The sequence below is a fragment of the Kosmotoga pacifica genome (assembly GCF_001027025.1).
Lineage (GTDB): Bacteria > Thermotogota > Thermotogae > Petrotogales > Kosmotogaceae > Kosmotoga_B > Kosmotoga_B pacifica.
On the sequence record NZ_CP011232.1, the window covers coordinates 1143715 to 1170316 of the forward strand.

The following is a 26602-nucleotide window of genomic DNA, read 5'->3' on the forward strand; positions in this document are numbered from 1 at the left end:
GCCTTTATTATACTGCGGGGGAACAGACTTGAAAAGAGACGCACAGTTTGCTCGATTTGCAGGATACGGATTTCTGAAAAATTTAAGGTTCTTTGAGCCATTCATCGTACTGTTCTTCAGGGAGCAGGGGCTTTCCTTCTTACAGATAGGGACACTATTTTCTGTGAGAGAGATTGCTATCAACCTGCTGGAGCTCCCTACAGGAATAATAGCGGACCTCTACGGCAGGCGGATATCAATGGTGCTCTCAATGATCGCTTACATCGTATCTTTCTTCTGTTTCTACTTTTTCCCGAATTTCTACCTGTACATAGGTTCGATGGTACTTTTTGCATTGGGTGAGGCTTTTAGGACCGGCACCCACAAAGCGATGATACTCGAGTACCTGCGCCTTACAGGGCAGGAAGACAAAAAGGTCGAGTACTATGGCGCCACGAGGTCCTTTTCACAGCTTGGTTCTGCGGTGAACTCTCTGATAGCCGCCGCCCTTGTCTTTTATAGCGGTACATACCGGATGGTCTTTCTGGTGGCTGTCGTTCCGTATATACTGAACCTGATAAACCTCGCAACCTATCCGAAGGCCCTTGATGGAGAAATCAAGAAAGCTTCAAAGAAAGAATCCATAAAAGCCTTTTTTCAGATATTCAAAAACCGTTATTCCCTCAAAGGACTGTTCAATTCTGCTTTCTTTGACTCATTCTATAAAACTGTGAAAGAATACCTGCAGCCCGTGCTGGAGAATATGGCGCTGGCACTTCCGCTCTTCACGTTTCTTTCCGCCCAGAGACGCACATCCATTGTGGTTGGAGTGGTGTATTTCGTGCTGTATCTCCTGACAAGCTACGCTTCCCGGAATTCGTGGAAAGTGTCGAAGTTCTTTGGCGGGAAAGAGAAAGCTCTCAATGTGACATACATACTCGGAGCGCTCGCTATAATCTTTGCGGGCCTTTTCAACAGCGGTATGCTGAGGATCGTCTCCGTGGTGCTTTTCATAGCTCTATTTGTACTTGAAAACATGAGGCGTCCGATGAATGTAGCTTATATTAGTGATACGATAGCCCACACAACGATGGCTTCAGGGTTATCAGCCGAATCGCAATTGAAAACATTGCTTGCTGCAACCTTAGCTCCTGTGATCGGTCTATTAGCAGATAGGTTCGGTGTAGGAGCTGCCCTTGCCGTAATGGGTATCATGATGTTATTCCTCTATATCTTTGCAAAACTTGACCATGTTCCAGAGAATCAACCTATCAAAAACTCGAAAAGCTCGTCGTAATTTCTTGCTATCCTTATATTGAGGTCGACTCCTTCAAAAGGTTCAGGCTGGTAGAGGATGAACTCAACACCAGCGTTCTTCGCTCCTGCATAATCCGTTTCGAGGTTGTCCCCCACATACACCGATTCCTCGAGTGGCACGCCGCTTCTTTCTGCTGCGAGATAGAAGATATCGGGAAAGGGCTTGGGCCTGCCCGCTTCTTCTGAAGTCAACAAGAACTCGAAAAAACGTTCTAGCTTTGCAGCTTGCTTTCTGCTCTCCTGAACCTTTCTGATGCCGTTAGTGATCACAGCCATTCTTTGTCCCAGAGCTTTCAACTTTTTAAGAAACACTTCCGCTCCAGGCAAGAAATATCCTCTTTTAGAAAGCTCTCTGACAAACAACTCTCCAGCTTCTTCAGGGGATATTCCATCGATACCGAACTCATCAAAAAACCTGCGGAAACGCTCGACCGCTATGAAATCCTTACTGTATTTACCCTCAGAAAAAGCCTTCCACAACTCGGCGTTTATCTCTTTATACCTTTCAACCTTCTCGGGCGTCGGATCTGCCGATGCCTTCGCTAGAACCACCTCAAGCGCTTCTTTCTCCGTCCTATCAAAATCAAAAAGCGTGTGGTCCAGATCAAAATAAACGATACTGTATTTCAAATTCATCACCTCGCAGAGTGATTTATTTCAATTATCGCATATTAATTTATCATCCATGACGAAGCAAAAGTTGACTTGTTGGTAAGGGGGTGTAATATGGGATTTTTAAGAATTTATTCTAAAAATATGGACTGAGTCATATTCCGATGATGCGGTCGAAAATATAATTCCAAACGCAAAAAATGAATTAATGACTTTTGGAGAAAAAGTTGAGTAATAAAAATTCCCTCCAATATGCAAAATCTTTGTTGGCATTTTTAAAGTTTCTTAAATTGTACTCATTTCTCCTCCAGTTCTTCCAGTATCTCTCTAAACTGTTCCAGTGCAGCTTCAAGATTCTCGGCGATATCGGCTGCCAAAACCTCTGGTTCCGGAAGGTTGTCGGTATCTTCCAAACTTTCATCCTTGAGCCAGAAGATATCGAGGTTGACTTTGTCCCTTTGTATCAATTCATCATAGTTGAAGCATCTGAAGCGTTCGGTTTCTTGCCTGTCGTACCTGTTCTCTGGGTTATAGCACTTTATGAAATCTTCTAAGTCTTCGTATTTCAAAGGATTGGTTTTCAAAGTAAAGTGCTTGTTAGTTCTGAGGTCGTATATCCAGAGCTTTTCTGTTGCGTGCCTTTCACTACCGGGACGTTTATCAAAAAAGAGAACATTGGCTTTAACACCCTGGGCATAGAAAATTCCCGTTGGAAGTCTTAGAAGCGTCTGCACATCGCATTCATGGAGCAACTTCCTTCTTATCGTTTCTCCAGCGCCACCTTCGAAAAGAACATTGTCTGGTACAACTACCGCAGCTTTCCCGTCTATTTTCAAGATTGTCTTAATATGTTGCAAGAAGTTTAGCTGCTTGTTCGATGTGGTTGCCCAGAAATCCTGTCTTTCGTAAGCGATGGATTCCCTAGAAGCCTTGCCTTCCCCGTTGAAGATGGTAATGCTGCTCTTTTTTCCAAAGGGTGGATTCATCATGACATAATCAAATCTTTCACCTGGATCAGCCGCAAGAGCATCCCCAACTACTACTATCGGGCTTTCTTCGCCACCATCGATTCCATGAAGGTATAGATTCATCACACAAAGCCTTGCGGTACTATCTACGATCTCCCAGCCTTTGAAAGTCTTGTATTTCAGGAACTCCTGTTGCTCTCTATCCAACTGGTAATGATCTGCTATGTTTTTGCTGGCAGCCAGAAAGAAACCGCCAGCCCCGCATGCCGGGTCACAGATGGTTTTTTCCGGTTCCGGTCTCATAACCTCAACGATTGCTTTGATCAAAGGTCTTGGAGTGAAGTACTGCCCCGCGCCGCTCTTGACGTCCTCAGCGTTTTTCTGAAGCAGCCCTTCATAGATCTCGCCTTTAATATCGACATCCATCCCTGTCCATATTTCCTCATCTATAAGGCTTATAAGCCTTTTTAGTTTTGCCGGGTCTTTGAAATTTTCAAGTACGTGCCTGTAATGGGTTTCAAGTTCGTCACCATCTTTGGTGACAAGGCTCTCCCAGTTGTATTCTTCGGGAATCAAAGATTTTTCTCCAGACTTTTATAGAGCAAAATCAACTGTAATTGTCAAATAATACGTTCTCAAGGGTAACCCGGGATTTTTCGGGTGCTTGAAGTAGAAACTTTCAACCAGCTTCCAGTCTTTTTAATTCCATTCATTGCAAGCTCAAGCCGTTTCAAAGCGTTTACTAGATGACGGGATTCCCTCTGCTCTATGCCGTAGAGAAGTTCTATGAAGATTATCATTCTTGAATGGAATATTATGCTTCTTTTCATTCTGTCATTGCAACTGACGTAAGCTTCCAGCATTCTGTTTACAAAAGCTTCTCCGAATTCAGCCAGAAAAACGCAAAAGTCCACTGCAGGGTCAGTAAACCCCATCTCTTCAAAATCAATGATCCCTCTGACTTTCCCATTATCAATGATAACGTTGGAAGAATCGAGATCACCATGAACCGTTACGGGTCGAAAATCGAAATTGTCTTCATCTGTAAGAAACTCTTCGAAGCATTTTTCAGTCCATCTTTTTTGATTTTTCTCGAGCAGGGGAAATGCAATGTTCCTTATCCTATCCAGAAAATCCACAATTTGTCTTTTCTTTGCTTTTTTGGCTTCTTCCTCAGGAATTGCTAAAAGCGGAAGGCAAACGTTGTGTAACTGCCTTAAAAAGATACCAAGTTGCTCAGCTATAAGCATAAGAGTGTCCTCAGGGAGAGTAAGCTCCTCGAGAGTCTTGCCGTTAATTTTTCTGTACCCTCCAAATGGATGAGGAAAACCTCCTGCACTGGTAAGAAAATAATCATAACGGGGAATTGAAAGTTCCTTGAACTGAGGAAGCGATTTTAGAAGTTTCTGCTCTCTGATCAGGTTTTTATCGACTTCAGGAGCATGAGAAAATCGAAAAATCCATTCTCCGTTCACTTCGAAAACCCGGCAGGATCCACCCCCCAGAAAAACCATCTTATCCACCTTAAATTGAAATTCCTTTTTAATGAGCTCTCTATAAATGTCGTAATTCATACTTCGATTATAGATCATATGATCTTAAAAATATTTGAGTATATCCCTCAAATCCTCTGTTCTTATGTACACGTCAGCTCTTCCGAGTAATGTATCAGAATAATTTATCGCAATGGATTTACCACACTCTTCAAAAATCTCGATATCCGAATCACTATCACCAATAGCTACACATTTTTGAAGGTCAATCCCACGTTCTTTGCAAAATGATAATAAACATCTCAGTTTTCCAACAGTTCCTAAATGGTTAATGATTTTTCCAGTAAAACATCCGTTTTCAATCTCATAATCACTCCCAAAAACACCATCAAAACCATACTTCTCGCCTAAAATACTGGCAACCTGGACAGGTCCTGATGTCACAAGAATTGTTTTGACATTTTTTCCTTTCAAATATTTCATTACATGACCTATTCCAGAAATAAGCTCTATTCTTTTATCAAATTCCTCTTTCACATACTTGAGTTCGAGTCCTCTAAGCAGTTTTGCTTTCAAATAATCAGCATCTATCCATGAAATTTCTTTTCTGTTTTCTCTATTTTCTATCTCTATAACTTCGTTTTCTTTGCCGTTTAGACAGCATAAATACCTTACCGAGTTGGTATTTCTGATCAACGTCCCGTCCATATCAAAACAAACTAATTCAAAACTGCCCTTCATAAAATCCTCCGTATTTTTCCTCTCAGAGTATGAAAATGGCTGTATTTATCGCAAGGTTTTCTCCTCTTCTATAATCTCTCCCTAATCATCTTTAGCAGTATGTTTTATTTCTCCAGAATCAGCAAGTTTCTCATTGAAGGAATATAGTATCTTCGAATCTGGAATAAACATCCAAACCTTCTATTCTGATTAACATTTTCCATAGTACATTCAATGATACTTTACAGAGCTCTTTGCATATACAAATTTGAGCACTTCACAAAGAGAAACAACGTTGTTGCCCAAAATATTTCCTTTTTGCCGTAAATAAAATAGCATCGCATTGACAATATACCAGTACACGTTGTCCTACATATTATATATAAAGATATCATGAACCGCGTGTTGGGTACAGTCTTATTGTTGAACAACAACCATCACAATTAATTAATTAATTTCTTCAGGAGTTACACAAATCCCAAACCCCTCTAAATATTAAATTTTCCATCTTTTTCCTCATCGCGCGTGTGTGACTATAGTTAACGCGTTGCGATCGATGGGCCACGATACAATGTGTAAATTACGGTATCATTGAAAGAAGCCCAGGGCTCTCTGACTATTCGAAAGCAAAAAGGTGGTGATTTCAAAATGGATTTACGGGACATCCGCACCTTTGATAAATTAAGTGAAGGTGAAGTCAAATACGTCAAAAGAAATTCAAGATTGATAAAGATCAATAAAAATGAGATTTTGTACAGTCCAAACGAAATATGTGAACAGGTAAGCGTGGTACTAAAAGGGAAGCTCAAAGTTTCAAAGCTTTTTCCGTCAGGCAAAGAACAGATATTGAAATACCTTCAGAAAGGCGATACCTTCGGCGAAACTTTAGTTTTTCTCAAAGCTCAATATCCTGCTTATGTCATAGCGGATACAACCGCAAAGATATTGGAAATACCAAAAAGAGTTATGCTCGAGATCTTCGATAACAAAGCTTTTCTCATTTCCTACTTGGAAAGCATTTCGAAAAAGGTCCTAAATCTATCAAATGTGATAGAAATGCTTTCGATGAAGACCATAAAACAACGAGTGGCGAGATATCTCATTAACCTATACAATTCTCAAGGCTCGAATGTTATAAACCTCATGAAATCTAAAAAACAAATAGCAGCAGATATTGGAAGCGTCAGAGAAGTGGTGTCCAGGACATTCAGCGAACTGGAAAGAAACGGAGTAATAAAGCTGCTCGACAGACAGCACGTCGAAATAATAGATTTCGAAAAACTCGAAGAAATTATCTTGAAGTCGTGACTCCTGTCACAGACGTTTCTACGAATAGTCCATATAATGGTCTTAACAAATCCGAGCTGGAGGTGCTGAATGACAACCGTAATTCTCGCTATAGGCGCAGGGGCTTTTTTGCTTTGGTCTCTCTTAAAAAGTGTGGAAAAAACTAAAAAGAGCTTAAAAATTGCCCGAAACTTATTCGCGAAAACTTTCCTGCAGATAATAGGTGTTATGGCGCTCATCGGACTCGTTCTCGCGGCTATACCACCAGAACTCATTAAAAAATTGCTGGGAGGTTCAAACGAGGTTTTGAGTACAATTTACGGGGCGATAATCGGTACGGTGACGATTATTCCGGGCTTTATCGCCTTTCCCCTTTCCAAATCCTTATACGAGAGTGGTGCCCATTTGATTGCGATTGCTGCTTTCATAACGACACTTACCATGGTTGGATTCGCCACGATTCCAATAGAAGTACGCCATTTTGGTAAGAAGTTCACCTTTTATAGAAACGTTTTGAGTTTTGTTTTTGCCATTGGCATAGCATTAGGGATGGGGGTATTATTGTGAAGAATTTTATAAAAGAGAACAAATTGCTGATCATTACCACTGTTCTGTATTTGATAGTCTTCTTTCTTAATCCGGGATTATTCTACAATGCCGTTAAAATGACTGGTAAATTCCTTCTTGAAATGATAGAAGTAATGCCCCCGATCCTGCTGTTGTCTGCTCTTATAACGGTATGGGTGCCTTCAGAAGTTATAACAAAAAACTTTGGTAGAAAATCAGGATTCAAGGGGAAACTTGTTTCCGTTCTTATAGGTTCCGTATCCGCCGGTCCAATATATGCGGCTTTTCCAATGGCACAGACACTTTTCTATAAAGGTGCAAGTGTGTCGAATATAGTTATCATAATAAGCGCGTGGGCTGTTGTGAAAATCCCCATGTTCATGATTGAATCGAGCTTTCTTGGTATGAAATTCGCTGCAACAAGATATCTCTTAACCGTACCTGCGATTATAGCTCTTGGATACATAATGGACAAAATAGTTAAAAGAGAGGATATTCTTGAGGAGCAAAAACAGCTCGAGAAAAAGACGGAAGTTACTGAAAAATTCATTCTACAACAGCTTCCCCGCTTTGACTGTGGAGGTTGTGGTTACAAAGATTGTGCCGCTTTTGCAAAGGCTGTGTATGCCGGCAAAGCATTGATAAGTGGATGCGTTGTTAAAAATAAAAACAAAGAAAAAGAAGAAGAATATGTAAGTGTGTGATGAGAGGACGAGAAAGGCCGTTGTAGGTGGTAGGTTGTTGGTTGTGGGTTGTACGTGATAATCGAGAACCGAGAATCCGAGAGAGCGAGAACCAAGAAACCATGGCCATGAAGAGCCGTTTATCGTTATCCGTCTTCCGTTGACCGATAAGAGCCTCAGCTTTTGCAAGCATCGCTCTATCAGCTGACAGCGTCCGCAAGCCTCCTGTTTTTTCTCGCTCTCTCGGATTCTCGGTTCTCGATTATCACGTACAACCCACAACCAACAACCTACAACAGTTTTTCTCGGTTCTTGAATCTCGTTTTTTAGGAGGCAAGATACTTATCAAGGAATTCCAGAATTGTTTTGTATGCTTTTAATTGGTTGGCTTTCTTTGTAAATCCGTGACCTTCATCTTCAAATATGACATACTCCACAGGGACTCCATTTTTCCTTACTTTCTCCACGATTTCATCCGACTCTACTTTCAAGACTCTGGGATCATTAGCCCCCTGAAGAACGAGCAATGGCTTAACTATCCTCTCTGCATGAAACAGTGGTGAAATACTAATCAAGTATTCCTCTTCTTTATAAGGATCACCAATCTTCTTATAAAGAGCATCTCTCATAGCTCCCCACCACGGTGGAATTCCTTTCAGTGTCCGTACCCAGTTGGAAACACCAAATATGTCAATACCAACTTCAAAAACCTCTGGTTTGAAAGCAAGGGCAGCCAGAACCATATAGCCACCGTAACTGCCGCCGATTATTCCTATTTTTGCCTTATCGATGAAATCTAATGTTTCAAAGAAACGCCTGGCTTCTACACAATCCGCCAGATCAAGTTCTCCGTGTTTGTGATCAGCAGCTTTGAAGAAGGATTTTCCATAGCCGCTGCTTCCGCGATTGTTTACAGCGAATATAGCATAACCATGATTTACAAGATATTGAAACAATGGCCTATAACCTAACATTGTTTGCCCTCCAGGGCCACCATGAACATAAACAAGAGCAGGAACCCTTTCTCCTTTTTCAATTCCTTTTGGTTTGTAGAGAATTCCTGGTATCTCCAATCCATCGAAGGATTTGAATCGCACAACTTCTGCTTCCACAAGGTCTTCAGGGGTGATTTCGGGATTTAGTGAATCTGTGAGTTTCTTAAATTCACCAGTTTGAAAGTTCAGAAAGAAAAGATTCTTTGGTGAATTCGATGCATCCGCCACAAATGCAAGAAACTTCTCATCCTTAGAAAAATCGAAATCGGTAATTTCACCTTTTGGTAGTTCTGGCAGGTTGATTTCCATGTCTCTTTCGAGATCGTAGAGCTTGAGTTCTATTCGCGCATCATTGTTTATTGTCACAGCTAAAAATTTGTTATTTTTTGAAAGTTTAGCGAAAAGAACGTCCCATGCAAAACTCTTAACAGTCTCACTTGTTCCAGTGCTCAGAATGTACTTTTTCAAGTATCTGAATTCCCTATCCTCATCTGTAATAAAGTAGAGAGCTCTTGAATCCTTCGAGAAGCATACCGGGGCGTAAAACACTTCCCCTTTGTGAGGCGTTATGTGTAGCAGTTCATCAGTCTTTAGATCCTTTATGTACATTTCAAAATTATTCATCGTAATTGCTCTTGAAAGTGCAATAAATCTTCCATCGGATGATATTGGTCCGGGATTAAAACCTTCGCTGTTCTCAAAAATCAATTCCGCCTTGAAATTTTTTAGATCCATATAGTAAACATCGAAGTATCTGGAGTCTCTCTTGTTTGAAAGAAAATAGAAACCCTTGCTATCGTCATCCCAGCTATGGAACATGGCTTTCACTTTCTCACCGGGAGTTAAATCCCTCTCATTTCCATCTGCATCTTTAAGATAAATGTGAGAAATCTCATTTCCACCGTTATCTTTTTCAAATAGGAATCCACTGCCATCAGGAAGGTATCCTTTGATATAGACACTATCCTGAGAATCCGTAAGTTTAGACACTTTGCCTGTTTCCAAATCCATTTCATACGCATTGAACACTCCACTTTCATCACTAGAAAAGAGAATCTTTCTTCCATCTGATGATAAAGCAGTACCAGAGATAGTTGTGTTTTTCATAAACTGATGAATTGTGTATTTTCTTACCCGCTTATTCACGATGTTCTCCCTCCACAAATAGTTATTTCACTGATATATGAAGAGTCAAAAATTTTAGATCACTCGATGAGTATTAATTTCCTTTGGTGTAGCCCATTATTCTTAGAATACGGTCGTGACTAATTATACTCTATAAACTGTTAGCTTTAAAACTATCGAACATGAGAATTAACAGCAACGAATTCAGGACATCCTGGAGTTTTTTGGGATACTATTCACCTGTATCAAGCTATTTAACCATCAAAAAACGGGAGCTTTCGCTCCCGTTTTTATTTGGGGGGTGTATGGGGTTTATCTCTGGCAGTTTCCAGGTCCGTAGCTGCCTCTGCTGCCGAAATTGCCACGTGCTGGTGCGTTCCTGAAGTTACCCTGCTGTGCGTTCTGGTAGTTCCCTCTGCCTCTGGGGGCATTCTGGAAATTGCCTCTCGCTCCATGGCTCCTGCCGTGGGACCGTGCCTGATTCATCATCCCGCCTCTCATCCAGGCAGGGAAGCCCTCGTCCGTCCTCAGTACTATCTCCGTTCCGTCTATCGTTATCTTCGAAGGTACCACGAAGCTCTCTTCATCGACCGTCACGAGTTTACCCTCGATAACGACGCTCTGTCCTTCCGCGAACTCTATGTCAGAGTACATCCAGATGGGGCCCGTGTGTACTTCCACGATACCGTCTGCCGTCTCCACTTCGATTTCCATGGGCATGTATTCGATTTCGATGATGGTGCCTTCTATTGTAGTGTCTTCACCGTTGGAATAGATGTCGTCGCAGTCCTGATGGAGAGGTTCGAAGTCCTCGTTGGCCCTGTACATCATGTTGCCCCTCGTCTCCGGCGCTGCCTGGTCGTTCCAGTGTGGACCGAAAGCGAAGATACTGACGCTGAGAACGAGAACTGCCACTAATGTCGTTACAATGATACCCTTTTTCATGTTTTCCACCTCCGTTGGGGAATGTTGATCTTCACCACTATGATAGTGGCTCTTCCTTAGAACAAACTTAGACCTCCCTTAGAGTTAGCTTAGAAATATTATTTGATAAGACGATACGAACCGGAAATGGTCGTTACGAACTCTTGTAGAGTTGTCGTGAACTACTTCGCAGTTGATTATATAGCCCGAGAAACCGAGAGAACGAGAAGGCGAGATTCCGAGAGTATGAGACTGGAGAATAGAGCTTAGAGATTAAAAAAGAGCGAGTTTGGAGTATAGGGTATGAAAAGATCGAGAACCGGGAGAACGAGATCCGAGAATCGTTGACCGCCCCCCGTTTACGTTATCCATTCTCTGTTGGCCGATAAGAGCCTCATTTTGGAAAGAGCGAGTCTAGAAGAGATAGTAAGCGTGCTGAGGCGTGGAGGACCAGATTGGAAAAGGGACTACAGGCTATGCCGGTGGAACGAACTCCTCATGAGCTGAGCAAAGCATATGAGAAGTTCAAAATAAAAGAATAAAGGCGGTCGAAACGGCCGCCTATCAGTGATTGAATAAATGTAAAACTCAGCTGTTCAAAATAGCTTTGAGCAAATCTTCAGGTTTCCTCACGCCGTTATTGTATAGTTCCTGATATGCCGGAATATAGTATTCTGACCTGAAACATTTCAAGTCATACAAAGGTGCCCTGTTCAGAACCAGAGAATTGAGAAACTGAGAGAGGCATTCGTAAGCACTGTAAAATTCTGCCATTCTCTCTGGTTCAATCATGGGGGCTTTGAAAAGTTTCAGAGCAAAATCAGCCATTATGTGAGTGCCAACTTCATGGCTTATAAAGTCCAGCATCCAATTGGTTTTTGCCCCGGAGAAAAAGACATTTTTATTGTATCCAAGGGAATTTGCATTTGGGCCACCTTCGATGGCTGAAACGAGGACTATTTCGTACTCTTTTGCTTTGAATTCACTTCCTGTTATCTTTTCCCAGCTTTTGATGAGGTCTAACTTTTTCAGTTTCTCGTTTAGTTCATCGGACTTTTCTTTCATCTGAAGGAATTCATAAGGCCATACCAGGTCTTTGTAGTTTGTGAAATTCTCGATGTAAACCTCTTCCAGTATTTTTATTTCTTCAGTCATCGAATGCAATGCTTCAAACCATTTATTGTCGATCTCCGGCAGCCATTTCCTTTCACTTATTTTCGTTCCATACTCTTGAAAAAACTCTTCCCGTCTTCCCTGAGCTGCCTTTTTGATTAGCTGAAAATATCTTTCAAAATCGCTTTGTGAGTTAAAGCCAAGATAAGCGGGGAAGAATACCATATATTCCACAAGATCACCCGCATTGCCGTTGGCAAAACTGAGTCTGTCTTTAAACTTTTGAAGAACCTCTCGATGCTTTTCGCTGACTGTACTCTCATACTTGTGGGAATAGTTGTTGTCGTAGTTAATCCTTGCTATTGACAGAAGATGGAATATATAGTTGGTCCCTATTTCAAGACTCGTTTTAATACTTTTCATTCTCAACCCTACCTTCCTGAACTCTACTGGGCTATATGAAGATCATATCCGATTTATCGGCAAAGAAATGTTTTTCACACCAGGTTTTTGCATAATAAACAAGCATCAGCATACAAAGAGGTGTGCTTATCGATTTATGTTAGCGTGTAGTCTCTGTATTGAGTCATAAGCTTCCTGGGGCAATCTGTTGTATCCTGCCTTTTCACTTTCAAGAGAACGGATGAAGTCCAACCTGCTGTGCAGCTGTTTTTTCAGGAGTTCCACATAAACCGGATCGTCGAGATCCGGTATGTATCCTTCGATCTCCATGATCTCGAGCTCTTCAAAATTTTTCCATTGCTTGAATTTCGCTGTGCCCGTGACTATTTTTTCCAGAATAGCAAGGGTGGTTTCTTTTGTAACCTTTTTTGTCATGAAATGACCCGTGTTGAAGATGTAGCATTCCACATTTCTTTCCTTGAACAGGTCTTTGAATCCGTAGTAGTCGATCGACAGAGGGTATGTTCTGAAAGGATTGGCATAGGGTTCAAAGACCAATGCATTCGGATCAGCCCCCGGTGCCAGGCGTTCAGCAGAGGTTCTCTTGGTAGCGAGGGTGGCACCGAATGCAGAGGCCAATTCCGCGCTTTTAACCTTCACCACCGGCGGCATGGCTGGATCTTTCATTAACCATATTATGGCATTAACTGGCTCGGAAAACTTGTTTTCTCTGTTGGGAGACCAGAGGCTGGATTTGATGGCGCGTCCATTTCCGTTCCTTATATCTTCAGTCACGACCACCACTTTACCTTCACTGTCAAGAGTGGCTCCAATATTCTGAACAGTCAGCAAATACCTGTTCTCCGGCGAATTCAACGGATAATCGGCCATCTTGTCAAAGTAAGACGGTTCCAGTGCCACTGAGGAACCATCCTCCAGAGATATTATGAAGGCGTCGTCGTGGAGTATAGTTACATCGTACTTGCCACCATGTTTTGCGTGGGTGATAGTGGATTTGCCAGAGCCAGAAAGCCCGAAGACGCCTACCACAAAGTTTTTACCGTTATCGAGGTTGTATCTCTTTTGACCACCGTGGCACGACACGTAACCGTTTCTACTGGCACAGCTCCACGCGAGTGTTAGTGTACCCTTCTTGAATTCACCAAAGTATCTCATCCCCAATATCGCAGCTACGTTGTGTTCAGGGTCAAAAAAGGTCAGACCGTAGGGATGATCGGGATGAGTCCAGTCTGGATCAGAAAAAATGAAAATATCCCCCTCGTTCTCGAGAAGCTTCGAATTCCTGTACAGATCCACATAGGAACCTTCCAGGGGCTGGAAATTTAAAAGCCAGTTATATAGTGTGTTTTCAAAACCTTCCGGAACAAGAAGATGAGCCTTCACAGAAAAGTCTTTGTCAAGGCCAATGATCGCTTGCGCATGATACATTTTCCTGTATCTGGTATTATAAACGGCCTCCCTGAGTTTGGCCGAGCAATCTCTCAAATCTAACCCCGGTTCGCCTACGACTCTCCTCGCCGGAGCGTAACGACCAACAACGACACCGTCATTGAAGAGCAAAACTTTAGTTCCTGGATCGAGTCCCAGCTTTTCAGGTTGGTACACCTCTAAATTGGTGACAATTGTTCCCGGTGAGGAGACTGCCAGTTTGTAAGCTTCCCTTCTGGAATTTACATTAACGACGTTGTTTCTGTAGAAGGCGGTTTCAATGATTACTCTGAATTGTGAGAAAAGTGGATTATCCTTTGATACCTCATCGTGGCTAAACCGGGATTTTGTCGCCACTTCGATCCCCCCTTTTTTGTTCACTCTTATGCAGTACCCCAAAAGACTGTTTTTTACTTGCAGTTTATACAGTTCTGTAGAAACAAAAAGATGCGGGACATCGAAAAAAGGTATATCACCCGCATGCAATCAGCTTATAAAGCTATTTACATTTCCAATGGAGATTATAACACCAATTATTGTAGCGATCACTTTCCGCTATAACGTGCTATCAGCGGTGAAGGAGTTCTAACCGTAAAGAAAGAATTTAATCTCATTGTGTGACACAGAATTTTTAAATTGAAGACCAAGCTTTCTATTCATTTAATACTACATAAAAATAACGGCTACGTTTTTACGTAGCCGTTGATTCGTGTATGACTATAAAAATCTATAGATCTATTGCCGCAACGCCAACGTATACATCAGCGGCACCATAATAGAGGAGTAATTTCCCCTGGTGTTCTACGGCACCTTCAACGAAGACAACGTTAGGAACCTGACCGTACTTTTCCCAGGAAAGCTCTGGTTCAAGCAACGGCGTATCCGTTCTCTTCAGAAGCCTGCTTGGTTTTTCTGCATCGAACAGAGCAGCTCCAACTCTGTAAATCCCTGAATAATCCGCGCTGTTGTAAAAGAGCAATATTCCCTCGGAGGTTATAAGCGGGGGTGGCCCCGGTTCTACGAGTCTTGCATCGAATTTATCCGGCCTTGGCCTTAGCACCGGATATGGATTCACATTCCAGCTTTTCAGATCTTTGGAGGTGGCAAGATATATCTGCGAATCACCAAAATACATATAATATTTTCCATTTATCTTTTTTGGAACTATCGCACCCGACTTGGACCAGCGGAAGTTTTTTATTATGGGTCCAACCTTAACCCACTCTTTGAGGTCGCTGGAATAAGCAAGGCACAATCTGGCTTGATTACCATCATAAGCCGTATAAGTCAGTATATATAGCCCATCGATTTCCACGATGCGAGGGTCTTCACAACCTCCCGGAATCTCATAGGGAAGTTCCGGCTTTATTATGGGGTCTGGTTCTTTTGTAAAGTTGAGACCATCGGTACTTCGTGCAAGACCTATTGACGAGGTTCCGTTCCAGGCATTGTACCCCGTCCAGTCTTCAGCCCGGTAGAAGAGGAGGATCTCATCGTTAACCTTGATAGCAGCTGGATTGAAAGTTGCTTTGCTTTGAAAGCCCACACCTTCAGGCAGTAGAACTGGAAAATCCGTCAATCTTCTGAGATTATAAACCTTTTCGAAAGGGAGATCGATTGCCAGAATAGTCAGTACCAGTAATAAAAACATGATTAGGAGGGTACCTCTCCGAATTATCATACTCATCATCTCTCTTTTAACCATTTTTCGACTTCTTCTTTAGAGATGGTGGCCAGCGCTATGTGATTATCCGCGGCCCCATAATAGATGTAATAATTTCCTTCGTGTTCAACCATGGCATCAGAAAAGACAACATTGGGAACTCCTCCGAAAATCTCCCATTCCTCTTCGGGTTCAAATATAGGCTCTTCAGACCTTTTCAGAACTTTGCTGGGGTCGTTTAGATCCAGAAGCATGAACCCGAGTCTGTAGGTCGGTCTTGGGGTGTTTTCAACACCATGGTAGAGTACAAGCCAGCCTTCATCGAGTTTTATTGGTGGCGCTCCAACACCTATCTTCAAATTATCCCAGTACCCTTCTCTGGGACCTGCTATAGATACGAAGTTATCCCAATGAATCAGATCATCTGAAAACGCTAAATACATATCCGGCTCGATCCTATGGAACATTACATAACGACCATTTATTTTTTCCGGGAAAAGAGCTGCATCTTTGTTGTCTATATCCGGAATGATAACACCATGGCGTTCCCATCGTATGAAATCAGTTGTGGAAGCCATTGAGATTCTCACTCCCATAGGAGAGTAAGCTGTATACATCATGTAAAACTTGCCGTCAATTTCGGTTATTCTAGGATCTTCGACGCCGTAGAGTTCCCAGGGACTTTTGGGGGTAAAGACGGGTTTCTCCAACCTATTGAACCGTATTCCGTCTGTACTTACAGCGTAACCAATTCTTGAGACCATGTCTTCACCCTGAGCTCTGTAGAGCATGTGAAACAGACCATTCTTCTTGACCACAGCGCAGTTAAAAACGTACTTGGATTCCCAGTGATGCTGTGGTACTGGTGAAAGCAAAGGATTCAGAATACATCTTTGAAGTTTCATGTGCACGCCTCCTTAATTTATTTCAATGACATGGATATCCCCTGAAGGAAGTACTTTCTGAATATCAAAAAGATCAGGACCATAGGTAAAGTTTGTATGACCGATCCGGCCAATATTGGACCAACATAAATTCCATATTCACGGTTGAAACTGGCCAGAAGTACAGACAAAGGCATTTTGTTGTAGTCCGAAATCACAATCAATGGCCACATAAAATTGTCCCATATTCCTATGAACGTAAACATGCCAACTATGGATGCAGTGCTTCTGGAAAGGGGGATCATCAATCTCAATATCACCCAGATATCACTGGCCCCATCCATTTTTGCGGCTTCAATGTATTCGTTGGGAACTGACTTGTAAGACTGGGCAAACATGAAGATTCCCCATGCCGACATGAGTCCGGGCAGTATTATCGCTGAAAGGGTGTTCACTAATCCCAGAGCCCTTATGAGAACATACAGGGGAACTATGAACATGAACCCCGGGAAAAGCATCTGAAAGATGATGAAATTGAAAAGAGCCTTTTGACCTCTGAAGTTTATCTTGGATAGCGCATAACCAATGAAAGCTGAGCTGAAAACCACAGCAAAAGTAACAGTAAATGAGATGAAAATACTGTTCAACAGTGCCCTGACGAATGGCCTTTGCATTGCCTCAGCCGCGCTCAGTATAAATTTATAGTGTTCCCCCGTGAAATGAGAAGGCCAGAATTTGGTGAAGATTTCTGCCGAAGGTTTAAAAGAAGACATGAACATCCATATATAAGGATATATCCAGAGCAGAGAGGCACCAAAAAGAACTATGTACAGAACGATCATCCAGAATTTCTTCATGAGTAACTCACCTCTCTCTCAATGAGCTTTCTGGTCAAGATTACGCAGCCAAAACTTATCAACGCGGTCACGATAGCGAGAGCTGAAGCATAACCAGGATTGAGCTTCTGGAAAGCATTCGTATAAATCATCATCTGGAATGTGTAGGTACGTTTCATGGGGCCACCGCCTGTAATAAGAAAAGGTTCCGTGAATATCCCGAAAGTCAGAGAAATACACAGCACCAGAACCATTACCAGTGATGGATTCAACAATGGAAGTGTTATCTTCCAGAATTTAATCCAACGTGTGGCTCCATCTAATTCTGCGGCCTCATAGAGAGCCTTTGGGATGGCTACAAGTCCCGAGTATAAAATCAATCCATAATAACCGATGAATTTCCAGGTAACCATCATGGCTATTGAAAGAATAGCCAGCTGTGGCTGGCTGAACCAAGGTATGGTGACCCCGAAGAGAGAGTAGGTGAGTTTATTGAGTGGTCCATTGACGGCAAATAGCTTTGAAAAAATTATTGAATATGCCACTCCGGATGAAACATAAGCTACAAGGAATGAAAGCATGAAAAAGGTCTTGAAATATTTAACCTTGGTCAATGCCAGGGCAAAGAGCATTGATAGGATAAGGACCATGGGAATGAAGTATAGCATGAAGTTGAAGGTATTGATCACAACTCTCCAGAAATCATCATCCATGAATAGCTTTATGAAATTATTGAACCAGATAAATCTCCTTGGTGTGAGAAAATTCCATTTTGATAAAGCCAGTATAAATAGCCAGACAAAAGGATACCCCCAGAAAATGGCCGTATAAACGAGATAGACCGAAGAAATTGACCAGCCTTTAATGTTTTCGCGGCGCTTTAAAGTCTTCATTCCCATGGCATTCACTCCAATATCAAATATCAGAATAGTATGCGTCTGATTCTACTAACAGTTTCTTTGAGAGCTTTCTCAGGGCTCTTTTTACCATACATTATCGGTTCAATAAGGTACTGTGTCATTGCATCCTGTATATCCACGGTTACCGTTGTAAGGGCAGGTGGAATAGCAAAAGGAACGTACTCGGCGATGGCTTTGAAATGTGGATTTTGCTCCATGTAATCGGTGAAAACTGGATTGGTGGTCAGATCACCACGAGCTGGCGGCATATTAGTGTACTCCATCCATTTGAGATCGTTCTCTATGTTGGAAAAGACCCACTTTATGAACTTCCAGGCTTCCTCTTTATATTTACAGGACTTAAACATTACAAGCCCTTTTGTGTCTGCAAAGACATGCACCGGTTTGTCTACAGGATAGTCGTCGGGGACAGGTGGTGGAGCTATGAAAATATTGTGATAAATATCAGGAAACTGTTCTTTCGCCCAGTTGAGATCCCAGGGACCTTTAATTCCTCCCAGGACAACACCGTAATAGAAGGGGAAGTTACCCAGATCAACAGCAGTCCAATCATTTCTGAACATTGTATCTATGAACCTCGCAACCGCTTTACCTGCATCATCGTTAAACGTCGCTCTGCCTTTTTCTACATCTATATAGCTTTTCCCGCCACTGGCAGCGTAATAGTAGTTGATGAAATCAAACCAACGGTCCCACCAATTTCTCCCAAGTACAATCAAGGCTCCATACTTTTCGTTTTTTACAGAATACTTCTTGCTTATTTCGTAAACTTCCGAATATGTTCTGGGAGCTCTTGTATAACCAAGTTCCTCGAGGAGATCTTTACGCCACCAAAACATCATGGGATTAGAGTATATTGGAAATACATAGTCATGACCTCCGAACTTCCAACCCTCGATTACGCTTTCCATCTTTCTGCTGGCAATCAGCTCCGCATAACCCGGTAGAGTATCAAGAGGTACAAGCTGGTCAGCTTCAATCAACTGAGCTGCAAATCCACTGAAAATATTTGTGCAGATATCAGGGCTATTCCCGGCAGCGATTGATGTTAAGATAGCCTCTTCAGAACTTCCAGAAGCTGGAATAGGAGACCATTTGATCTGAATATCTGGATTATTGGCGTTCCACTCTTCTACGAGAGGCCTCCAGAACTTTTCTTGAAGTGGATTAGGTGCAGTCCAGAAGATAATTTCCTTTCCGAACACAAGAATTGTGATTAAAAGCAAACAAAGAATAATACCCAATTTTCTCATGATAACCCCTCCTTTTTATATGGTACTTTCGCGCTCTATATACTGAGTAAAGAGAGAGATTTTAATGGGATGGGTTTCCTCTCCCATCAGCAAATTGAAAAGCCGCCTTGCTGCGATGGAGCCAAGATCATATTTGAATATCTTCAGCGTGGTGAGTTTTGGAGTGATCAATGAAGCACTCATAATATCGTCAAAACCCACAATAGAAACATCTTCGGGAATACTATAACCTCTGATCTTTAATTCGTCCATGGCCCTTATGGCTGCGGTATCATTGGAACCAAAAATGGCTTCAGGTTTACCATAGTTTCTCAACATCATATCAATGATGACCCCCATATTGTCACTTATCTCATCGAATTCGTATGTCCTGGGCATAAAACCATGCCTCTCCATAGTAGCGACATATCCATCATATCTGTCTCTGAAGCCAAAATGAGAAAGCGGACCATGAATATGGACAATTCTCTTAAGCCCTTTGGAAATAAGCTTATCTACTGCGAAAACGGCTCCATCATAACCATCTGAAACCACACAATCTACTTTCAGACCCGGAATATATTGATCCACAAGGACCACAGGTTTCCCGGTGTCTTTTATTTCTTTTACCAATTCTTTTGTAATTCCACCACCCATGAGCAAAAAGCCATCAACTCCCCTGTCCCACGAGCTTATATCTTGTAGTTCTATGCTCATTCTGTGATTCTTCGAGAAATCAATAATACCCTTATACACAATGCTATAAAATTCGTCCAAAGCTGTTGTTATGGATTTAAGAACCCAATCATCAGCTACTATGCTTATTTTGAAATTTTGCCTTGACTTCGCTAGAAACCTAGCTGCTTTTGCTGGCTGGTAGCCCAGTTCTTCTATGGCTTTCAGCACTCTTTCTTTAACTTCGGCTGAGACGTAACCGCTGTTATTGATTACCCGTGAAACTGTCGCTGTTGATACTTTTGCGAGTTTTGCTACATCTATTAATCTAGTTAATTTAGAACTCAAAACCAGCCACCCCCATATGTAAACGCTTACACATACAGAAAAATAATAGAACATTTTTCATATTAATACCACATCCTATATAGCACGATTATCGTTATTTATAACTAATTATGCTTGATTATTAGCAAATTCATTCACGCTATGCATATCTATGATATTTGGAAACATGAGATAAAAAAATAACAAAAAGATGAATTATTTAGAAATCAGGAGATAAAAGCCAATAATCGGCCTCACTTTACTATAATTATCAAAATCCGCTTTGGGACAGATTACCAATTTCATTACCACAACTTATATAATCCCTAATGTGTAAACGCTTACATATCACACTTTACAAGGAGGGGTGAAGTATGAAGAAATTTTTAGCAGTTTTCTTGGTACTTTTTGCATTTACCATTTTGATGGCGGAGACCATCGAAATCCCCATCACCATCAACAAAACAACGGACTCTCTCGTTCCCGTGAGAATCAGCATGAACAAGCTTTTGGACCTTGTTGGAATAGATTTCGATGCTAACTGGGATTCCATAAGGTTCATCGATGAAGAAGGCGCTGAAGTTCCCTATCAGATAGATGACGTTGATCTCAACGGGAAGTTATCTTCTGGTGACTACATCCTTGTGATGCTTTCAGGAAACGCAAAAGTTGTTGTAAGCGATGACTTCAGCGTTGAAGCGCCAACATATGACTCAGATTTTTATGTAAACAAAACGGATGATGGCGTAATAGTTGGTAATCTCACATTCAGGGCTAGAATCAACAACAAGGGTTTAGTAAGATTTGAAAAATTCGAAAGTGTAGAAGGGACTATAGTAGATGAAATAGGTATCGCCAGAATCGCAGGCTGGGTTGGCTCAACCTACTATGTTAATGGCGAACTTGGAAAACACGAGGAAAAAACCTCAGGGGATTTTAAAGTCAAAGAAATGAAGGTATTGCCAGCTGGACCAGTAGCCGTTACGGTTGTAAGTCGTTTGGACTGTGATCCCTTCGTGGGATTGGAGCAGATAATTGTTACTAGTATCTTCAAGAACGGCGATGTAATTTCCTCTAATCACTTTGTATTCAAAACTTACGCAGATCTAATGAAACTTCAGAATATGATCACAAGACCTATTACTGATCTTTCAGACGATGCTGTTCATATGCTGCCAGTGTTCAGGAGACTTGTATGGGCAGATCAGCTCAACATTACTCCTCTGGAATACTGGGCCGAAAGAAATGCCATTATGAATGTTAATGGCAAACCTTACATTGTATTCCCGGCGACAGATTCCATGAAACCTCTCTGGTGGGGAGCCACGTATATTTTCGCTTCTCAGGAATCCTGGAGGTCTAACTATTCCCCCAGCAAAGGTATAGGTGTCGCGGAAATCAACCCTGTGAAACCCATCGTCTACGTGAACTATGAAAAATGGGTAAACGGAAACACATGGGTGTATGAAAGCAGAGAATTCCGCGATGGAATTTTTAAATGGATACCTGGTGAATTTGAGATCTATGAATCCACGGCTGGAAACGTTTCTACCGAAATGTCAGACTGGCCCGCAAGGTTCAAGGCTGGCGACGAAGTAACCTTCGAAAGATACTATGATCTCTACAAGAGCCTGAACATACCGAACGCAATAGAATATCTCGAACTGAGAGCAATAGAAATTCAGTCAATCACCATTGGGGAATAATGTTATCTAATATCTTGGGGGCACTGATGTGCCCCCATTTTTTGAGGGTGAGACCATGAAACGAAAGATCTTTTTGACAATTTTAATAATCATGATGACTGTTCCTTTATTTTCTATTGAATTAAATATCGCCCATCTGGAATTTTTGAGGGATGAATTTTCTATAGAGGGAGAAAGAGTAATAGGCTACTGGATTTACAGTGATCTCAAGATGAATGGAACCTACCAACATGTAAGCGCCATTGGTGAAGGAGCAACTTGCGTTGATGATGTAGCCAGGGTTGCGATCTTCTATCTAAGGCAGCTGAAAACAGATCCTGCCAATAACTTTTATGATTCTCGCGCAAGAGAGGCCCTGAACTTCCTTTTCAAGTTCCAGAGAAACGACGGAGACTTCTACAATTTCGTTTTTGAAAACGGGACTATAAACAAAAACGGACCCACTTCCAGGGCTGGTGGAAACTGGTGGGCCGCCAGAGCATTCTGGGCACTTTCTCTCGGTGCGGAGGTCTATGCGAAAATCGATTCTGATTATTCTTTCAGCTTAGCCGCAAGGGCAAAAAAGGTTTTCAGGGTTCTAAAAAGATATATTAAAGGCAATTTACTCAAAGGCTATACAGATATGAGTTCGGTAATGCTTCTAGGTGCCTGTGAACTCCAGAGAGTGGATCCGGATGAAAAGACTTTCGAGGTCATTCAAACTCTTGCCACGGGTCTTTTAAAATCCCTTGATAATTCTCACGGAGAGCTTTTAGGGCTTTTCGATGAGGGTAAAAAAGAATTCAACTGGCATGGCTGGGGATCAAGGCAGATCGAAGCCCTTATTGAAGCCTATAAAGTTACAGGTAATGAAGCATATCTTAAAGCAGCAGAAAAATCAGCGAACAAGCTATTCCCGTTAATAGTTTCAGCTGGTCCACTGTATTCTATTTCAAGGAACATAAAGATGTTTCCACAAATTGCCTATGCTGCCGAAGTTTTCGTGAACTCATCCGCCAGATTGTATGAGGTTACGAAAGAACCATTATACGCTTATTACACCCTTTTGCTCGGAGCATGGTTTAAAGGCCTGAACCTTCTGAAGGCCCCCATGATAGGCCCCGACGGACAGGGCTATGACGGTCTCGAGATCACTCACCGGAACCTTAACTCTGGCGCAGAGTCGACTATTTCTGCTCTACTTGCTCTGCAGGCAGTGAGAACCTTACCTGCTGAATATCAGGTTCTCTTTGAGGAAGCGAAGGAATTACTTACTCCAGCCTTCTTTGAAGAAGCTGAAAAATTCAGTCTGGGTCTATCCGATGCCACCATTGAGAATTCTAACACCGCTTCAGGAGGTGCTCTGGTACGCTGTCAGGGTACAACTGCTCTCAGAAAAAATCTATCTCTTCCCGGAGTACCATACAGGATGTATATTTCGATACCGTCCTTCGATACTGCCATGTTTTTGACAAGCTTGAGATACGGAAAAGAGAAAATCAAAAGAGAAATTAACCTTGACCACTATGGGTTATTTGAACTCGGTACAGTAAACGGCAGTGCTGCAGAGGAGAGGCTGACCATCGGATTGGATCCTACCAATGGAGATGTTGAGATCGATGCACTTATTTTTGTTCCTTTGGTTATAGGAATTTACTTTGAAACGTCCAACCAGACTCTGGTAATAAATAACAGCGATAAAGACTTCAAAGGTATAGAACCAGGACGATTCACTTTTCTATCCGGAAAAGCTGTTTCCTCAGAAATATCCCGGAGAGTTGAAACTAATGGTCAGGTGGTTGAGGTTATAAAAGAAGGTGAGTATTTCCTCATAGATCTGTCTCCTTTTTACAACAACAATGGCATCGTGAACGCCAGCCATAGGAGAGAAGGAAATTTTGATAACATTCAGGGAATTGTTGGGGCAAGTTATCCTATGGAAGAAGTTCAGAAGAGTATCAGTGGTGAACGCCTTAGGATAGACGGTATTCCTTTCCTCTTCTCAGATAAGGGCAAAGACAATCTAAGAACCCAAAAGCAACACTTTGAAATCGACCTGAAAGCTCAGGAGCTCTGGGTTCTTGGCTCCTCCGATCATGGTGATTACACCGGTGAGCTCATAATACAGTACAAAAATGGTCAGCAGGAGAGCTTCATTCTGGGATTCTCAGATTGGTGTGGCAAACCTCGCTATGGAGAAAAAGCTTTGCAATTTAGCTACCGTTATGACTCAACAGGAAATAGGGAAAATCTGAATTGTAAGTTTTATCTCCAGCACATCAAGCTAAAGGGAGGAGAAATAAAGGCGATCATATTGCCAGATGTGATCACGATGCATATCTTCGGAATAACCCTGAAATAATCATATAAACCGCAATGTAATTTCCGGCTGATATTTCGCTTAACTATTGTGTCAGCCGGAATTATTTCTTCCAGATTATAACGAAAACGTTGTTCTTTCAGACCGGAGAATGCTTTAGTTTTCCACGCTGTTGGAATAGAATCTTATCTTATCTGTACTGTCAGCAATTTCTTCCAACCTGCTGGCAGTCCCTTTGAAACACTCGTCGAAAAAGGACAGAACAGCTTCTTTCAACAATTTCTCGCCCTCACGAGCCAAAAATCCTCCACTATTGCTTATCATTTTTGCCAGTGGTGAGATGTAATCTATCATGGCGTAGTCCGCATGGTTAATATCATCTATTTCATAGGCGTAGACTTTATTTCTGCTCGCCTTCATCAATATATCCAGCTTTTCACACCTTTTATCATTTTGCCATTCTTCACTCATGGTGATAAAAAGTGATGCGCCCATATCACGGGAAAGAAGTTTATCGCTTAAAGGACGAATTGCCGGATCCAGAGCCACTACAGCTTTTATATCTTTATCCTCGAAGGCGCGAATAATGACGGTACCACCACCGCCAGAATGGCCCAATAACCCAATATTATCCAGATCAAAAATATCCTTAAAGTCCGAATAAAGCTCCCCGGTATTCAGTATTGCTAGGTAATTTCTAACAGCATTGATATCTTCAGAAAGGATATTGAAACGTATCTTGCATTCTCTCGTCTTCCGTTTCTGCCTTACTAATTCTGTCAATGAGTGTTGCCTCGGTTGATCTATCAAAAATAACAGTCTCATCGGCAAATTCGACAGCAATATTGGCATAAGTCTGCTCCAGTCCCACTACAATGTAGCCATGACTAGCAAGTTTTTCTGCATAATTGAAATACAAAGACACCAGTGAAGGAGTCCCAGGCAACAGGATAATCACCGGGTATCCGTTACCACTGTTACTCTTCGTCGGTGCATTAATGTATGAATTGGTTCGGACCTGTCCTGCATGTTGTGTCAATAGCTTCAGGATATCATGAGTTCCTTCCATTGCTTTAAAGTATGTGGGCTCCCTCAACCAGTAACTTGGTTCATAGCCACTGGTTTCTTCTGCTGGGTACCAGATATCAATGAGAATCCTTCTTCTATCGTCGGGATTGTCCGTGGCTAATTCTTTCTTGAGCATCTTCAATTCTAGTATTCTTAGCCCAATCTTATACTCTCCATCTGGTGCGGGTAGAGGCTTTATCGGGAAAAAATAAAGAAGTGCCGAACCCAACAGGATAGCAAATAATATAACCATAAATGGAGAAATTAAACCTTTTTTCATAAGCGTCTCCTATTCACGCATTTCGAGGAAACTTTGATGTAAGAGTATATCAAATTCCCCTCAAAAAGAAAGATGTTGCAGGAGAGAAGAAATCATCAACACTATCGAGTTCATCGGTCAAAAAGAATTTAATTAGCATGATTAATTCTTCAGGATAGTTATCCTTCCCAAACTGTAGAGATCCATGATCTTTGATCAGATTGATACTTACCCTGATGAGAATCGGTAAACTGCTTTGAGAATGCGTATCAATTCGCCCTCACACCCTATAACTCGAGTTTGGTGATTTGAGGTATGCTGTGATATATTCTTTAATCGAACCAATCTGAAGGGATTTGATACTTTGATAGAAATTATTGACTTATTTCTAAGACTCATTGCTGCCACTGTTTCGGGAGCGTTTATCGGGTTTACAAGGGAAAGAATACAAAGGCCTGCTGGGTTAAGGACACATGCTCTGATTTCTGTCGGTGCTGCATTTATCACCGAATTATCGATCTTCACGTTTTTCAACGGAGTAACAGGAGACCCAGGAAGAGTCGCTGCTCAGATAGTCTCCGGTATAGGGTTCCTCGGAGCAGGTACGATTCTTAAAAAGGGTTTTTCTGTTAAAGGGCTCACTACAGCCGCGACTCTATGGGTAACAGCAGCAATCGGTATGGGTTTTGGAGCAGGGGAATATTTTTCATCTGCGCTTGCCACAAGTATAGTCCTTCTGATTGTGGTCGGATTTAAAAGAGTTGATAGATTGGTTGGTAAAGGAAATAAGCAAACCATTACAATTGAGATGTACAAAGGTCATGCAATGGAAAAGCTGACAAAGTACCTAGAAAAGCTTGGTATAACGCCTCTTCACATCGAAATCGAAACAGACGAAGACAGCATAACGTTCGAGCTTGTCATCAAGGATGAGGATTATAAAGCTATTAAAAAGAATATCGTTGAATTCGCTAGCATCGAGGGAATTATTTCAATTGATCTCGGAGATTGATCGAGCCTGTCTTCTTAATTTTCCGGCTTACCAAAGTTTTCATGACTTCGCTCCTCCACAAAGTTATGTACGAATTCTTTAATTCGG

General features: G+C 41.8%; 22 protein-coding genes and 1 pseudogene. 7 read left to right on the plus strand and 16 right to left on the minus strand.

What is annotated here, in order from left to right:
* Positions 1-28: 28 nt before the first annotated feature.
* Positions 29-1276, plus strand: a complete 1248-nt coding sequence (locus IX53_RS05355) for an MFS transporter (RefSeq protein WP_047754474.1) — start codon at positions 29-31, stop codon at positions 1274-1276.
* Here the strand turns inward: IX53_RS05355 and IX53_RS05360 are convergent.
* The 4 genes and pseudogenes from IX53_RS05360 to IX53_RS05375 all read right to left on the minus strand — a co-directional run bounded on the left by IX53_RS05360 (position 1243) and on the right by IX53_RS05375 (position 5110).
* The gene (locus tag IX53_RS05360; protein ID WP_245612681.1) at positions 1243-1932 is read right to left on the minus strand and encodes a YjjG family noncanonical pyrimidine nucleotidase; all 690 of its coding nucleotides are present in this window, start codon (positions 1930-1932) and stop codon (positions 1243-1245) included. The two genes, IX53_RS05355 and IX53_RS05360, sit on opposite strands and share 34 nt — an antisense overlap.
* A 272-nt stretch (positions 1933-2204) precedes the next feature.
* Positions 2205-3455: pseudogene (locus IX53_RS05365) on the minus strand (HsdM family class I SAM-dependent methyltransferase); the annotation flags it as partial.
* Between the two features lie 56 nt (positions 3456-3511).
* Positions 3512-4450 carry an aminoglycoside phosphotransferase family protein gene (locus IX53_RS05370; protein WP_169746196.1) on the minus strand — a complete coding sequence of 313 codons (939 nt, stop codon included), beginning with the start codon at positions 4448-4450 and terminating at the stop codon, positions 3512-3514.
* Positions 4451-4474: 24 nt separating this feature from the next.
* Positions 4475-5110 carry an HAD family hydrolase gene (locus IX53_RS05375; protein ID WP_047754477.1) on the minus strand — a complete coding sequence of 212 codons (636 nt, stop codon included), beginning with the start codon at positions 5108-5110 and terminating at the stop codon, positions 4475-4477.
* Between the two features lie 627 nt (positions 5111-5737).
* On the opposite strand from IX53_RS05375, the gene IX53_RS05380 reads away from it, so the two are divergent.
* The 3 genes from IX53_RS05380 to IX53_RS05390 all read left to right on the plus strand — a co-directional run bounded on the left by IX53_RS05380 (position 5738) and on the right by IX53_RS05390 (position 7647).
* A complete protein-coding gene (locus IX53_RS05380) occupies positions 5738-6397 on the plus strand; it encodes a Crp/Fnr family transcriptional regulator (protein ID WP_047754478.1) in 660 nt (219 codons plus the stop codon).
* 69 nt (positions 6398-6466) lie between these two features.
* Positions 6467-6943 carry a permease gene (locus tag IX53_RS05385; RefSeq protein WP_047754479.1) on the plus strand — a complete coding sequence of 159 codons (477 nt, stop codon included), beginning with the start codon at positions 6467-6469 and terminating at the stop codon, positions 6941-6943.
* Positions 6940-7647 (plus strand): permease, encoded by a 708-nt coding sequence (locus IX53_RS05390; RefSeq protein WP_047754480.1) that lies wholly within the window; start codon positions 6940-6942, stop codon positions 7645-7647. The genes IX53_RS05385 and IX53_RS05390 overlap by 4 nt, the downstream gene beginning before the upstream one ends.
* A gap of 305 nt (positions 7648-7952) precedes the next feature.
* Here IX53_RS05390 and IX53_RS05395 read toward each other — a convergent pair whose 3' ends face one another.
* The 10 genes from IX53_RS05395 to IX53_RS05440 all read right to left on the minus strand — a co-directional run bounded on the left by IX53_RS05395 (position 7953) and on the right by IX53_RS05440 (position 20192).
* Positions 7953-9767, minus strand: coding sequence for a S9 family peptidase (locus IX53_RS05395; protein ID WP_179944387.1), 1815 nt, complete (start codon positions 9765-9767; stop codon positions 7953-7955).
* 291 nt (positions 9768-10058) lie between these two features.
* A complete protein-coding gene (locus IX53_RS05400) occupies positions 10059-10691 on the minus strand; it encodes a hypothetical protein (protein WP_047754481.1) in 633 nt (210 codons plus the stop codon).
* Positions 10692-11258: 567 nt separating this feature from the next.
* Entirely contained in the window at positions 11259-12206 is a 948-nt protein-coding gene (locus tag IX53_RS05405) for a hypothetical protein (RefSeq protein WP_047754482.1), read from the minus strand.
* A 126-nt stretch (positions 12207-12332) separates the two neighbouring features.
* A complete protein-coding gene (locus tag IX53_RS05410; protein WP_047754483.1) occupies positions 12333-13991 on the minus strand; it encodes a phosphoenolpyruvate carboxykinase (ATP) in 1659 nt (552 codons plus the stop codon).
* A 370-nt stretch (positions 13992-14361) separates the two neighbouring features.
* Positions 14362-15285 (minus strand): glycoside hydrolase family 130 protein, encoded by a 924-nt coding sequence (locus tag IX53_RS05415; protein ID WP_245612682.1) that lies wholly within the window; start codon positions 15283-15285, stop codon positions 14362-14364.
* A gap of 35 nt (positions 15286-15320) precedes the next feature.
* The gene (locus tag IX53_RS05420) at positions 15321-16208 is read right to left on the minus strand and encodes a glycoside hydrolase family 130 protein (protein ID WP_047754484.1); all 888 of its coding nucleotides are present in this window, start codon (positions 16206-16208) and stop codon (positions 15321-15323) included.
* 11 nt (positions 16209-16219) lie between these two features.
* The gene (locus IX53_RS05425) at positions 16220-17038 is read right to left on the minus strand and encodes a carbohydrate ABC transporter permease (RefSeq protein ID WP_047754485.1); all 819 of its coding nucleotides are present in this window, start codon (positions 17036-17038) and stop codon (positions 16220-16222) included.
* Positions 17035-17910, minus strand: coding sequence for a carbohydrate ABC transporter permease (locus IX53_RS05430; RefSeq protein ID WP_047755471.1), 876 nt, complete (start codon positions 17908-17910; stop codon positions 17035-17037). The genes IX53_RS05425 and IX53_RS05430 overlap by 4 nt, the downstream gene beginning before the upstream one ends.
* Before the next feature lie 29 nt (positions 17911-17939).
* A complete protein-coding gene (locus IX53_RS05435) occupies positions 17940-19190 on the minus strand; it encodes an extracellular solute-binding protein (protein ID WP_047754486.1) in 1251 nt (416 codons plus the stop codon).
* A gap of 15 nt (positions 19191-19205) precedes the next feature.
* Positions 19206-20192, minus strand: coding sequence for a LacI family DNA-binding transcriptional regulator (locus tag IX53_RS05440; protein WP_047754487.1), 987 nt, complete (start codon positions 20190-20192; stop codon positions 19206-19208).
* Between the two features lie 353 nt (positions 20193-20545).
* Here IX53_RS05440 and IX53_RS05445 point away from each other — a divergent pair, with 353 nt between their 5' ends.
* Both IX53_RS05445 and IX53_RS05450 read left to right on the plus strand, forming a co-directional pair.
* Entirely contained in the window at positions 20546-21877 is a 1332-nt protein-coding gene (locus tag IX53_RS05445) for a hypothetical protein (RefSeq protein ID WP_047754488.1), read from the plus strand.
* A 55-nt stretch (positions 21878-21932) separates the two neighbouring features.
* Positions 21933-24218 (plus strand): hypothetical protein, encoded by a 2286-nt coding sequence (locus IX53_RS05450; protein WP_047755472.1) that lies wholly within the window; start codon positions 21933-21935, stop codon positions 24216-24218.
* Between the two features lie 114 nt (positions 24219-24332).
* Here the strand turns inward: IX53_RS05450 and IX53_RS05455 are convergent, their stop codons facing one another.
* Both IX53_RS05455 and IX53_RS05460 read right to left on the minus strand, forming a co-directional pair.
* On the minus strand, positions 24333-25001 hold the full coding sequence (locus tag IX53_RS05455) for an alpha/beta hydrolase (protein WP_218916045.1): 669 nt from the start codon (positions 24999-25001) through the stop codon (positions 24333-24335).
* Positions 24892-25524 carry an alpha/beta hydrolase gene (locus IX53_RS05460; protein ID WP_047754490.1) on the minus strand — a complete coding sequence of 211 codons (633 nt, stop codon included), beginning with the start codon at positions 25522-25524 and terminating at the stop codon, positions 24892-24894. The genes IX53_RS05455 and IX53_RS05460 overlap by 110 nt, the downstream gene beginning before the upstream one ends.
* A gap of 343 nt (positions 25525-25867) precedes the next feature.
* Here IX53_RS05460 and IX53_RS05465 point away from each other — a divergent pair, with 343 nt between their 5' ends.
* Entirely contained in the window at positions 25868-26515 is a 648-nt protein-coding gene (locus tag IX53_RS05465) for an MgtC/SapB family protein (protein WP_047754491.1), read from the plus strand.
* Positions 26516-26602: the final 87 nt, after the last annotated feature.